Raw genomic sequence first — 12,875 nt, forward strand, 5'->3', positions numbered from 1 at the left:
ACATTCATGTTTTTGCTGTTTTAATGATTATAGGTACGCTTATTGATTATTTATAAATAGTATATCGATTACCTCCCGTATGCTCCACCCGCATGGCGGCCGTCCTGGCTACCAGCTCTACCACCTCATTCACATCCTCCTTCAATTGTAGCTTTCCCGATATGCGTATGCCCCTATACTGCTGCTCACCTAATCGGAACTTGATATTATAATACCTTTCTAGCTTATTAAGCACGGTCCCCAGCGCTTCCGACTCAAATTTCATCACCCCCTTAACCCATAGAATATAGTCTAACGCTGCCACCTCCGACAGCTCGGCTTCTTGCGTGTCCTTCCGATAGGCATACATCTGCCCGGGTCTCAGCTCGGTATCCTTCGTAAATACGGTAGATTTCGTCTTCTGGACAGCCACCTTACCCTCTATGAGCGTGGTTTCTATCCTTAGGTCGTGATCATATGCACTCACATTGAATTTCGTACCTAAGTCCTTTACCAACAAATCCTTAATCCGTACCGTGAATGGCTGGCTTTCATCATGAGTTACTTCAAAATAGGCTTCTCCAGTTAGAAAAACCTCCCTGGAATCACCCGTAAAAACCGATGGATAGGCCAAACGACTACCCGCATTGAGGTATACTTTGGTACCGTCGGCAAGCAAAACCTCGGCCGTCTTACCATAAGGTACGAGCAATTGATTCAAGGTCCTTTGATGAGGAGCCACCGAAACATTCCCTTCTTGATCCTTATCGATACGGAGTTGGCCCTTGTCGGAGTATTCCAGTCGGGAGTGGTCCTCTTTTAAAATAATGGTTTCCCCGTCCATTCTTACCAGTTTCGATTCCTTGCCAAAGTCGACTTGTTGGGCGACGAAAACATCAAAATCACTATCATTTTGGTTATATCTGGATGTTACATATAGCCCTATCGAAATGAAACCCAATAGGATAGCAGCGTATTTTAAGCCTATCAGATAAAAGCTCCTATGGCTAGTACCTTGGTGACTATCTATTTCGGAAATAATCCCTGCCAATAGCTCCTGCTTTTCCTCTCGGTGGAGCAAATGAGCCTCCGTGCTAAACTTGGAGGCTATTTTCCGGGCCTGATCGATATTGGCCATCTCATCGGGGTTCTCGACCATATAATCCTCCCAATAGGCGTTGAGGTCCGGATTAGGATTTAAAACCCAGGTAATAAAATCGCTGTCGTTGAGATATTGATCGATGCCTTTCATATTAGTTTCGTTGTACGCCCTTAAAGGCTCGAAACTTTATAAACATGGACAGTATTTTTAATATTTTTTACAAAAAATTAATATTTACGAAATTTTCTATTCAAATAGACTCGGATAAAGATCCTTCCGATTTAACCCCAAAGCCCCGAAGAAACTTCTGCCAACCGGAGGCATGGCATCCGCTGCGCCCTATGCCCGCTCCCCCTGCCTAGCACCGGATCGGGTAGGCTAAATTGAAAGAAATGTGCCTAGCTGTCACATGCGAACGTACCACTATAAACGCATCCTATTTCATCCTAAACGCCCAAACTTTCTCTGATTGTTTTGATCCCCCGGTAAAATTGCTTTCGCACCGATTCAATACTGATCCCCATGATCGTGGCTATCTCGGGATACTCTAACGATTCATTAAATCTCAGATAAATCGACTCTTTCTGTTTGGGAGGTAAGTTGTCCAACACCGCCTGTACCCTTCTTGTCACTTCTTCGTTGGTCTCATACTCAATAAACTTATACTCAATGCTAAACTCCATACCCAATTCGATCTCACTATAATCGTTCCAAGGATCAAAACGTCGACGTTGTTTGAGTTTTTTGATCAAATTCCTTTTCAGACCTAAAAAAAGGTAAAACTTAAGGTTTTCGAAGCAGCTATTATTATGCTCTCTTTTGAGATACAAGTCCACAAAGACTTCTTGAATGGCCTCTTTTACGGTATCGCTGTCCGTGCATATTTTTATGCCATAGTTGAATAGGCTATCCACATGTAGGTTATAGAGCATAGTAAAGGCTTCCTGATCGCCGTTTTTGAACCGCAACCAGGTATCTTCATGTTTTGCAGGTATTTTCACAACCTTTTCCACTATTCAACACTGATAAAATTATAATTTGGCCTATTATGAAATCAATCTCTAAAAATGTGTTGGGTCATCAGGAGTAAGATGGGAACCCTTCTAATGGTCGATGGGAGTATCTTGAATATATCCAACTTACTATTGTCATAAACCATGACCTCCCTATCTGCCAATTGTCTTAAAGGAATTAAAAAGCAATGAACAATATTATTAAAATTTTTAAATACTTTAAAAAAAATTTCGTCAAATGGCTTAAAATATATAAAATATTTCCCCGTTGGTGTTTTTTTGAGTCCAAATATCATGGGGTATTTTTTGGTGTAACGATACAATAACAACCAAAGTGATCTCGATAGCTTTCAGGTCCCATGCCCGCTCTGACCCAGGCTTCCCTAGCCAGTGGACACGTTCTACCCTTATTGCCCTCCCTGTTTGAAGTTAATTACCGAATAAAACGTTGTTCCAGGAGTACCAAACCATCCCCCCCCTTTCCCCTTCTTAAGTTTCAGCCTGATTTACGAAAATGGCCCTTGAGATCGGTTCTCAAGGGCCATTTTATGGGTTGGGTAAGCGAAGCCTTAGTTAATCAACAAGCGGGAAGATAATACTTGTCCGTTTTGAAGAACGGCGTTAACGATATAAAATCCTTTAGAGATTCCATCCATGCTGATTCCCTCCGCACTCGGTTTTTCGATGCTATAGGCTACCATTCCGGTAATAGAAACAAGCTCTATTTTTTGGAGTTCAGAAGGTAGATTGTCGAACTGAAGTTTTTGTTGAGACGAGGAAATAGGATTTGGGAAAAGCGTCAGCTTATTAACAGACGGGCCATCTGTAACACTACGGATTCGGCTGTATGCATAGCTACCATCTATATCCAGTATTTTAAGTCGGTAATACGTAGTTCCTCCCACATTTTCATAGTCGTAGTACTGATATTCTGCCAACGATACGCCTTGATTGGTGGTAGGGACCACTCCGATGGTCGACCAGTCGGTAGCATTACTACTTCTTTCTATCTGAAACTCTTTGCTAAGCTCTTCTTCTGCCGTTGTCCATTCTAAGAAGGTTGGCTCGTTTTTTTGTTTGGTAGCCTCAAACGATACCAGACGTACCGGAAGTGGGTCTGATGAATAGGTGTATACCAAACAAGCTCCGGCATTGGAATTACTCGCTACACTGAATGCAACATTCCCCCCATTGATGGTTGAGGTGATCGTAGCTTCGGCTGCGATTTGTAATTGAACATTATTTCCATTTGTAGCATAATTGGCATCCGACAGGTTGCCGCTTGTCCAGGTATTGCCCGATGAAATATCGTAATAGGTGTAGGTAGTAGAGGCGGGAACTACAAGGTTTTGACTCCCCCCAATATTACTCTTTGCAAACTCCATATAGGAGTTAATACTACTCGATGAACCAGGAGCCTCATGGTAGACGGTGGCACCAACTTCCAAACGGGGCACTCTGGCATCTTCGCCGCCATTGGAGTTGATAACCTGTAGTTCTTCTTCACGGGTCGTTGCCGATGTAAATAACTTCACAGAATTATAGGCCGTAGAGATCTCTGGCTTTTTTAGGTTCAAGTATACTGCCGAACTTAAGCCCCATGGCGCCAAGGTTGGCTCATATACGTCACAAACGGTTAAGGTGTTTGGATTTCTAACAAGCGTAAAGTCCTTGCCGTTTACCATCTGGCTACCCGACAATGCGAAAGCCGCTGGTGCGGTCAATATCGAGAATCCATCTACGGGATATTCTATTTCTAAGCTGTAATTATCGGCCTCCGCCTTGGCTGTCAGCTCATACTGGCCTAGGTCGTCCGTTAATGTATTGCTAATCACCCGGCCACTGGAGTTCTTTAATTTGACGAGGATTCCAGCAATTCCGCTACCTCCATCCTGGCTTACCGTTCCTTTGACCAACGCTGCATGGTTTACATCATAGTTTGGACTCGGCAATACCGGGAATGTTTGTGCGTATCCCGAAGGGGTGAAACCGATCGAGGCCAATACCACTAAAACTACACAACTATACTTTACTTTTTTCAAGAATGTGTTTTTTTGTAGATAAAATAGCATGATTATTATAGATTAAAATTAATAACAAGAAATATACTTCTATTTGGGACAAAATTAAATGTAAACATATAGAAAATATACGAAGAACCTATTCTAGAAATTATAAATTTTAATCAAATATATTGATCTATAAACTAATTTAATCAGTATAAAATTAATTAATAATAATAATCTAAAAGTAATTAGTTTGTGAAATTTAGAAGTACTTTACAAGAGGACTATTTATAGTGTAGTAAGTAGCCATTTTTTTAATAAATAAAAATGATGTACATTAGTAAAATAGTTGAAATTACGATGAATTTTGTTAGTTTTGTAGTATCTATTCTAGATATACTTCTTAACACTAAGGCAAATTAGGGTAGGCTCCAAATACATAGAGCAGAGCATGCATACCCCAAAACAAAGAATAAGAGCGGAGGCATCCTCTAGGACCCCGGGAGTTAACCACTCATTAACTGCATGTTAGCCAAACATTCCAAGACCAACAGAACGAAGCAAGGAACGACTCCCCCACCGAAATGGCGCTTAAACACCTCAAAAGTTCATCGTTCTACTACAATTCCCGTTATTCCGTCCCAAGAACATCTCCCTACGTACCACCGTTATTTTTTGAATATATTTGTATAGTAATATAACTATAGACATTCGAGGCTCCTTAGGTAGGGCTCGATTGTACTTTGGTCGAAAATGGGATCGGACAAGACAGGAGTTAGACGCTCATCCCAGGCTTATACCAGCGTATGAATCGAAATCAATCTTCAGTGAAAGAAACAATGGAAATAGGGAAAATCGAGTGGCAAGAATTTCAGCATCTATTTAAGAAAGAGACCGTCCCTGCCAAGACCATCCTACTACATGAAGGCGAAATTTCTAAAAATGCATATTTTATTGAAAAGGGTTGTTTAAGGTCTTGGTTCAATCACCAGGGTACAGACATTACTTTTCAGTTCTTTATGGAAGGACAGTTCGTTTCATCGATAGAAAGCTTTAAAACAAGCCAACCGAGTCTGTTTAATATAGAAACCATAGAGCCTTCCGTCGTTCATTCTATTACCAAAAGCCATTTTCAATCCATATTGGACCAGTCGCCCGAAATAGAACAACAAGTGGAGAGACTAACCTTCGAACGATTGTACACGTACCAAAAACTCTTTCTTTCAAGAATCAAGGACAAGCCAGAAAAAAGGTACCTCGACCTGATCGAATCCAACCCAGAAATAGTATTGCGCGTACCACAGCATTATATCGCTTCATTTTTAGGAATTACACCCGTGTCATTAAGTCGCATTAGAAATAGAAAGTTGTGATTTCTTAACAATTGTTATCGTCTGACGAATACCCAAGCCTGACTTTTGTACTGTAAACAAACAGTATAAAATGAAAGTAGTCATCGTGTTTAATCACCCTTATGAGGGGAGTTTTTGTAATGCCATCTTACAGGCCGTAAGCAATGGACTTAAAAAAGGGAACCACCAAATAGACTTAATCCATCTGGATCGGGACAACTTCAATCCCGTAATGACCGCCCATGACCTAAAAGCATTTAGAGACCAGAAACCCATTGACCCCCAAGTTATCAATTACCAAGCGAGAATAGAACGAGCCGATCACCTCGTTTTTATTTTCCCGATATGGTGGGAATTAATGCCTGCCATGACCAAGGGTTTTATTGATAAGGTTATCTTTCCGGGCGTGGCTTATGGCTATACCAATCGGGCCAATACCCGAATGAAACCGCTTTGGACCCAAATAAAAGGCGTCACCATGCTAACGACCATGAATACCCCTAAGGCATTGTACTGGGCCATATTTGGTAACGCCATCAAGAAAGCCGTGATACTGGGCACCTTATGGAAAACTGGTTATAGAAACCTGAAATGGATGAGCTTGAATTCAGTAAAACAGGTGCCCCATCAGAAAAGAGCAAAATGGCTGAATGGGATTGAAGCAAAATTTGCTCAATTAAAAAACTAATATTTTACCGTTTTATTAGACTTGCCTTTAGTCAACGGCCCTAAACTTATGATGCCGCCCTGCTGGGGCTCTGTGCGCTTGAGGACTACCCCGAAGTTCATTTTCCTAAGAGAAGGGCTAAGGAGGGGGAGGGTCCAACCTGATCTTTCTGAAATCTGAGCATTGTTTTACGCCAACCTAAATTTAGAAAGTAGTTTAGTTTTTGACCAAATATTTAGACTAACGAAATATTTAGTTTTTAAGCGGAAAGAGCATATTTATCCGAGTATCCTTAGGGAGCAAGCCCCATCCAAATAGAACAAGGTAAGTTAAACCTAAAAGTGGTGGATAGTCCTAATTACTCCTAACCATCGCCTTCGGTCGACCTCGCTCGCCCATGACATATCCAGTCGGGCTATTTACGAAGCACTTGAAAAATGAATAATAAATTTGAATGGATATTTAACCCCAGACATAGTTTATTTTTTACACCCTTTCTTTGCGAATTGAGCCTGGGTTTACAGTGATTAGAGTATGGTTAGTGCTAAAAATATCTTCGCTAAAGTTCCATTACCATTTATAAACGACATCAAAAATCTTAAGAATCCCAATCCCAAAGGGGTCAACATGCTCCAGAATATCCACGCAAACAGCAAACTAGGCCGGCAAAGTTCATGGTATTATGTGGTGCCGCATACAGTGCAGGTTACCTCCATTTTTCTCCGTACTCTCCCCCCCATTTGCACATTCAATCTTAAATCTATTTGCAGAATGATCCCAATAAGGTGAAATGTGGTACGCAACTAGTTAGCTTCTTAATCTGTCTAATCAATCACAAAATACCCTCCTATTTTCCTACTCCCTTTTCTCTCAATTAATTGATATTCAATTAATTTTCTAATTTGTTTCTCAATCGTACTGATGGATCTGTTGTTCAGTTTGATAGCAATTTCTTTTGTCTGAATCCCCGGAAATTGATCGATTATATCCAAAACTGAGTTTAATCCGCCATCCACAGTTACCGGCACCGGAATTATCATCTTGAAAACACTACCTTCCACAAACTCTGATTTCCGTTTCCCCGAATACTGTGTAGTTAGGCGTGTTACGTTCAAGACGCCGGAGCCTAGCTCGTCTACACGACCAAGTTGTATGAAAAATTTGGCAATGGCCGGATTTTTGGGAAACGGCGTGAAATGGTCTCAAACAGATTGCCGGGCAAAGCAAATCTAGCCTCTTTGAATTCAAGATGGATGCTCTCTTGTTCGGTAAGCAATCTTTTTAACCTCAGGATGCTCATAAGTTTTAAAATGTAATTTCTGTTTGTCGGATTTCCTTACTTTGGGAGCCACTACGTCCTTCTCCCCCTCCAGCGGGTCGTTTTTTTTAAACGCTGTTTTCAAGCGTTGATTATCCTAGCGCTTTGTTTTAGATTGTAACCATCCGCCATTGGAGCTCTCTCGTATATTCTTGATCCATACATTTGTCCTTGTTTAGGCTATAAACTGGTAGAAGGATTTTAGGAGTAAAGAACACAATTTTATATGCAACCAACAAAAAAAGCACCTACCAAATAAATGATAAGTGCTTAAGTATTAGGGCTCCCGAAGCTGGGCTCGAACCAGCGACCCTCTGATTAACAGTCAGATGCTCTAACCGACTGAGCTATTCGGGAATTCATATTTTCAGACCGTTCATCTGAATTGTGGTGCAAATGTATACCAATCTTAAATACGACGCAAGCAATCAAACAAAAAAAATTTTAGGCTTGAACCTTGTCGAGGATTAACTGCTTGACTTTCTTAGCATCTCCCTTCGTAAAATTATTAATAATAATTTCGGGACGCATCCGTGGAATGATCCGGATGGTCGAAAAAAAGATCCCACTCTCGATTTCTACCCCAGAGATATCGGTGTAAAAAACAAAATTATCGTTGCTCTTAAAGAGCTTGCGTACTTTAAAGGTCACTCCCTTATCTCCAAAGGATACCTCGTCAGGAAAAAATGGATTCATTAATCCGCTGGCACTGAAACGTTCGTTCATCGTATTTTAGGTTATGCTGGCTGCTGTAAATTTTACTATAAAGGTACGTATACTACCTTCTTTGTTTCAAAAAAATCTTCCTCAAAATAATTGGATAATTCGAATATTTTCGATTTCACCCCCGCTTCCGCAATTTCTTCGGTCAAATCCCCCCCTTTGAGGTACAAAATACCGTTCCTAAGTTCATGAAAAGAGTTACGGCTGATTTTGTTACGCACCCAGCCCACAAACGGCCCCATGCGGGTCACGGCCCGGCTCACCACGAATTCGTAGGTGTCTGTAAGTTTCTCGGCGCGTATCTGCTCGGCATGCACATTGGTAAGGCCCAGCTCCTCGGCTATGGCCTGCACCACCCTGATTTTCTTCCCGATGCTGTCGACGAGGTGAAACTGGCTGTCGGGGTTCATCACCGCCAGGGGGATTCCAGGAAAGCCTCCTCCCGTGCCCACGTCGAGCACGGCAGTGCCCGGCTTAAAGGCCATCACCTTGGCAATCCCCAGCGAATGCAACACATGCCGCTCGTAGAGGGTGTCGATGTCCTGACGGGATATCACGTTCACCTTGGCATTCCAGTCTTGATATAAGGCTCCCATACGCTCAAACTGATCTTTTTGCTGGTCAGTAAGGTCAGGAAAGTATTTTTGTATTAATTCCATGAGGTTCTTGGTTTCTTACGGGTGAAGCTGATCCACCCAAACACGATATAATAAAGATATAAGGCAAAATCCATGGGCAGGAAGCTATACCATTCCAGGGTTCTGTCCAGTTTGTTGTTGATAGGCACCAATAAGATCAGTTGCATCAGCCACCGTATCCCCCACACGATCCCGAGGGTCTCCAGCAGGGCTCTGTCGTGCTGCCAGCAGCCATAGGCCAACAGCCCCAGCGCCAGGGTCCATACGGCTACATGCGCCCCCGACAGCAGGGCCAACAATATTTTGTTGCGGGTGCGGTAATAATGACTGACCGACAGATGGCGGGTCTTTTGGCGGTACCAGTCCCGCCAGCTCATCTTAGGATAGGAATAGGCGAACGCATCGGAATCCAGGCATATGCCCGTATTATCGCTGGTGGCTACCTCATTGAGGAAAATATCGTCGTCGCCTCCATAGATCTTGCTATGCCTATAAAACCCCTTATTGGCGAAAAATAGCGAACGCTTGTACATGATATTCCGCCCTACCCCCATATAGGTAAAGCCTCCTAGGGCAAACGACAGGTATTGAACGGCAGTATAGAAGGTTTCGCAACGGATAAACCAGTTGAGCACCCCTGGGAAACGGTAGTAAGGAGAAAAGCCGAGTACAATTTCCTGGCTGCCGCCTAGGGACGACACCATGGCGGTGATCCAGTCGGTAGACTGTGGGCGACAGTCGGCGTCGGTCATAAGCGCCAGGGGGTATTGGGCCTGTTTCATCCCTACGGTCAGGGCGTATTTCTTGGGCGTTATATGTTCAAAACTCTCGTTGATCCTAATGTATTTGACATGCTTCCAGCTACCTATTTGGCTTCTGATATACTCCTCGCTGCCGTCGTCGGAACGGTCGTCGAGTAAAATTACCTCAAACTGTGGATATTCCTGAGCGTCGAGCAGGGGCAGTAGTTCCTCTAAATTTTCGAGTTCGTTCCAGGCACAGACCAACACGGACACCCCAGGCCTATCGGCCTCCTCCCGAGAGGGTGGGGAATAAAAGGCCAGTCTGGCAAAAAAAAGCAAATAGTAAACCAACTGAATGGCCACGAAAGCCATCAGTAAGTAAAGAATGAATGCAGTCACTATAGAAGAGTTGTATTATTTAGCTATTTCAATACAAATATACGGGCATTGTCAGCATTCTTCGAAGGGGAGTGCCTATTTTTGCGGAAACAACCTGATAAAGCATACATGAAGTTTACCTTAGAGGCCCAGGATAAGGCATCGAAAGCGAGGGCTGGAAGCGTAGAAACCGATCATGGGACCATAGAAACGCCCATTTTTATGCCGGTAGGCACGGCCGGCACGGTAAAAGCCGTTCATCAACGCGAACTTAAAGAAGACATAAAAGCCCAAATTATTTTGGGCAACACCTACCATTTGTACCTGCGGCCCGAGCTGCCCGTCATTCAAAAGGCAGGCGGATTGCACCGTTTCAATGGCTGGGACAAGCCCATATTGACCGACAGCGGGGGCTATCAGGTATACTCCCTAGCAGGAACAGGCCGTAAGATCAATGAGGAAGGTGTAGTATTTAAGTCCCATATTGACGGCAGTATCCACACTTTTACGCCCGAGGGCGTCATGGACATACAGCGGAGCATCGGGGCCGACATCATCATGGCTTTCGACGAATGTACCCCCTACCCCTGCGAGTTCACCTATGCGCGGAAGTCTATGGAGATGACCCACCGCTGGCTGAAGCGCTGCTGCCAGCGCTTCGACAGCACCAGTCCCCATTACGATTATCAGCAAACCCTCTTCCCCATTGTTCAAGGGAGTGTGTACAAGGATCTTAGGGTACAGTCGGCCGAGTTTATTGCCGCTCAAGACCGGGAAGGAAACGCCATAGGCGGCCTTTCGGTAGGCGAACCCGCCGAGATCATGTACGAACTCACTGAGGTAGTCTGCGACATTCTGCCCAGCGACAAGCCCCGCTACCTGATGGGTGTGGGCACTCCAGCCAACATTTTAGAATGTATTGCCTTGGGGGTAGACATGTTCGACTGTGTGATGCCGACACGTAATGCAAGAAATGGCATGATTTTTACAACGGAAGGTATCATTAATATTAAGAACGAAAAATGGAAAGACGATCTCTCCCCTCTCGATCCCTCCTTGGGTGGGTATGTGAGTGGGAATTATAGCAAGGCCTATTTGCGCCATTTGATTAAATCGGGCGAGATGTTGGGCGCACAAATTGCCAGCATTCAAAACCTGACTTTTTACCTATGGCTAGTGAATACGGCTCGAGAAAAAATAAAATCTGGGGAGTTCCTGCCTTGGAAAAATCAAATGACCAATAAGTTAATGCAACGCTTGTAGAATTTTCGCCTCGCGCATTACCAGCCAGTGTGTTTACATTAATTCAATTAAAAAAATAGACAATTGTAAAATCTTGGTTGATTTAATGATTTTGTTAGTCTATTTTTGTGCCCACTAGGAGTAAGGTAAATTGCCCTTTGGCCATGAATGTTAATTTATCAATTTGGTTGATAACAATCAAAACCTAGTTAAACTAAAAAACGATAATTTGATTAGTATGAAAAAAGTATCCCAGTTAATCAGTTCACTTGCTTTGGGAACCTTGTTGGCTATACCCACTCTAGCACAGCCTCTTGTGCAGCCAAATGCTCCTGACTACAACCCAAAGGCATCTTATGACGGCCCATACAAGCTAAACACATGGTCTATTTCCGCACACTTCGGACCTTCTATGTTTTTTGGGGATTTGAGGGAATACGACTTTTGGCCTGTTACTAAGACAACCTCCGATAGCCATAAAGAATCGGGAACTATTCAGGGTGGTATCACCATCAACAAGCAACTTTCTTATTTTTTTGGAGCCCGTCTGGACGGTTCTATCGGAAATCTAAGAGGGATGAAACGCCGTAACTACAACCGTTATTTCGAAGGAAATTATGGAGATGTGAGTCTTTCGGGAACGGTAAATTTGAAAGGCCTTTTGATGGGACCTAACAAAATGAAGCGTTGGAAAGTAGATCTATATGCTGGTTTCGGACAGATTTTCTACGACGCTACAGCCTATGACCTTACAGGTGGCATCGACCTTCGTACCACTGGAAAGAAAAATGACTGGATCGTACCAACTGGATTGAACGTGTCCTATGAGCTTACCAAGCGCCTGGACCTTGGCTTAGACTTCCGTCTTACACACACCAATTCGGACTATTTGGACGCTACCTATGGTGGTGACTATGACAGAACGAAAAACAGCTTTATCATTGCCGATCAAAAAACTTCCCATAAAGGAAATTCGGAATTGGATAAGTATGGTTTCGGTGCCATCCAATTGACCTTCAAACTAGGTAAAAACCCACTTAAAGTTCAGAAAGTAGATGGCAAGTGGGATTACAAACCAGAAGATGGTGGATTCTACAACCTTCGTTACACCGACCCACGGGTATTGGTGAAGGCACCAAAAATCCTTACACTGGAAGAAATGGACTCTGTGGCTAAGGCCAACCGTCCTGAGGATATCGACCCACGCTTGTTGCTAGATACCGACGGTGATGGTGTTTCCGACTTCTTCGATAAAGAGCCTAACTCTCCTGCAGGAAGCATCGTAGATGGAGCTGGTCGCGTGTTGGATTTCGACTCTTATGTTAAAAATGCCTTGGCAACTGGTGCTGCATGTAGCGAGATCTTCGCCAACGTACAGTTTGATACCGACAAAAACGTGATCCAACCTGAGTTCCAAGAAATGTTGAAAAACGTAGCTGCATTGATGAACAAAAACGGATGTCGCCTGCAACTGGCTGGCCATGCCGACCGTCGTGCAACCGATCGTTATAATATGGCCCTTTCACGTCGCCGTGTAGAAGCCGTTAAAAACTTCTTGATCAACGAAGGTGGATTGAAAGACCCAAGCAAAGTAATCGTTGACTACTTCGGTTCTTTCAAACCAATAGCGGATAGCTCGACACGCCAAGGATTGGTTAAAAACCGTCGCGTAGAATTGAAGCTTCTTCCCTAATTAATAATCAGGAAAAGCGAA

10 protein-coding genes and 1 tRNA gene are annotated in these 12,875 nt (G+C 43.4%); 4 read left to right on the forward strand and 7 right to left on the reverse strand.

Annotated features, from left to right (window positions below):
• Window positions 1-46: 46 nt before the first annotated feature.
• The 3 genes from CLV98_RS13060 to CLV98_RS13075 all read right to left on the reverse strand — a co-directional run bounded on the left by CLV98_RS13060 (window position 47) and on the right by CLV98_RS13075 (window position 4,136).
• The gene (locus tag CLV98_RS13060; RefSeq protein WP_109674780.1) at window positions 47-1,231 is read right to left on the reverse strand and encodes a FecR family protein; all 1,185 of its coding nucleotides are present in this window, start codon (window positions 1,229-1,231) and stop codon (window positions 47-49) included.
• A 296-nt stretch (window positions 1,232-1,527) separates the two neighbouring features.
• Window positions 1,528-2,082 (reverse strand): RNA polymerase sigma factor, encoded by a 555-nt coding sequence (locus CLV98_RS13065; RefSeq protein ID WP_146202278.1) that lies wholly within the window; start codon window positions 2,080-2,082, stop codon window positions 1,528-1,530.
• 581 nt (window positions 2,083-2,663) lie between these two features.
• Window positions 2,664-4,136, reverse strand: coding sequence for a T9SS type A sorting domain-containing protein (locus CLV98_RS13075; RefSeq protein WP_158281256.1), 1,473 nt, complete (start codon window positions 4,134-4,136; stop codon window positions 2,664-2,666).
• Window positions 4,137-4,906: 770 nt separating this feature from the next.
• Between CLV98_RS13075 and CLV98_RS13080 the strand changes: the two genes are divergently transcribed.
• Window positions 4,907-5,473 carry a Crp/Fnr family transcriptional regulator gene (locus CLV98_RS13080; protein ID WP_229203362.1) on the forward strand — a complete coding sequence of 189 codons (567 nt, stop codon included), beginning with the start codon at window positions 4,907-4,909 and terminating at the stop codon, window positions 5,471-5,473.
• Between the two features lie 70 nt (window positions 5,474-5,543).
• The gene (locus CLV98_RS13085; RefSeq protein WP_109674785.1) at window positions 5,544-6,140 is read left to right on the forward strand and encodes an NAD(P)H-dependent oxidoreductase; all 597 of its coding nucleotides are present in this window, start codon (window positions 5,544-5,546) and stop codon (window positions 6,138-6,140) included.
• A 1,580-nt stretch (window positions 6,141-7,720) separates the two neighbouring features.
• Here the strand turns inward: CLV98_RS13085 and CLV98_RS13095 are convergent.
• The 4 genes from CLV98_RS13095 to CLV98_RS13110 all read right to left on the reverse strand — a co-directional run bounded on the left by CLV98_RS13095 (window position 7,721) and on the right by CLV98_RS13110 (window position 9,940).
• Window positions 7,721-7,794, reverse strand: a tRNA-Asn gene (locus tag CLV98_RS13095).
• An 87-nt stretch (window positions 7,795-7,881) separates the two neighbouring features.
• A complete protein-coding gene (locus CLV98_RS13100; RefSeq protein WP_109674787.1) occupies window positions 7,882-8,163 on the reverse strand; it encodes a hypothetical protein in 282 nt (93 codons plus the stop codon).
• A gap of 35 nt (window positions 8,164-8,198) precedes the next feature.
• Window positions 8,199-8,819, reverse strand: a complete 621-nt coding sequence (rsmG, locus tag CLV98_RS13105; RefSeq protein ID WP_109674788.1) for a 16S rRNA (guanine(527)-N(7))-methyltransferase RsmG — start codon at window positions 8,817-8,819, stop codon at window positions 8,199-8,201.
• On the reverse strand, window positions 8,810-9,940 hold the full coding sequence (locus tag CLV98_RS13110) for a glycosyltransferase (RefSeq protein ID WP_229203363.1): 1,131 nt from the start codon (window positions 9,938-9,940) through the stop codon (window positions 8,810-8,812). The genes rsmG and CLV98_RS13110 overlap by 10 nt, the downstream gene beginning before the upstream one ends.
• 108 nt (window positions 9,941-10,048) lie before the next feature.
• On the opposite strand from CLV98_RS13110, the gene tgt reads away from it, so the two are divergent.
• Window positions 10,049-11,182, forward strand: coding sequence for a tRNA guanosine(34) transglycosylase Tgt (gene tgt / locus CLV98_RS13115; protein ID WP_109674790.1), 1,134 nt, complete (start codon window positions 10,049-10,051; stop codon window positions 11,180-11,182).
• A gap of 217 nt (window positions 11,183-11,399) precedes the next feature.
• Complete coding sequence (locus tag CLV98_RS13120) at window positions 11,400-12,854, forward strand: OmpA family protein (RefSeq protein ID WP_109674932.1); 1,455 nt, start codon at window positions 11,400-11,402, stop codon at window positions 12,852-12,854.
• Window positions 12,855-12,875 lie beyond the last annotated feature (21 nt).

This window comes from Dyadobacter jejuensis (assembly GCF_003149085.1).
In the GTDB taxonomy this organism is placed as follows: domain Bacteria; phylum Bacteroidota; class Bacteroidia; order Cytophagales; family Spirosomataceae; genus Dyadobacter; species Dyadobacter jejuensis.

Excerpts from the sequence above, each read along its gene's own strand:
- CLV98_RS13060 (WP_109674780.1), bottom strand. The coding sequence starts at position 1,231 with ATGAAAGGCATCGATCAATATCTCAACGACAGCGATTTTATTACCTGG.
- CLV98_RS13080 (WP_229203362.1), top strand. The coding sequence starts at position 4,907 with ATGAATCGAAATCAATCTTCAGTGAAAGAAACAATGGAAATAGGGAAA.
- CLV98_RS13085 (WP_109674785.1), top strand. The coding sequence starts at position 5,544 with ATGAAAGTAGTCATCGTGTTTAATCACCCTTATGAGGGGAGTTTTTGT.
- CLV98_RS13100 (WP_109674787.1), bottom strand. The coding sequence starts at position 8,163 with ATGAACGAACGTTTCAGTGCCAGCGGATTAATGAATCCATTTTTTCCT.
- rsmG (WP_109674788.1), bottom strand. The coding sequence starts at position 8,819 with ATGGAATTAATACAAAAATACTTTCCTGACCTTACTGACCAGCAAAAA.
- tgt (WP_109674790.1), top strand. The coding sequence starts at position 10,049 with ATGAAGTTTACCTTAGAGGCCCAGGATAAGGCATCGAAAGCGAGGGCT.
- CLV98_RS13120 (WP_109674932.1), top strand. The coding sequence starts at position 11,400 with ATGAAAAAAGTATCCCAGTTAATCAGTTCACTTGCTTTGGGAACCTTG.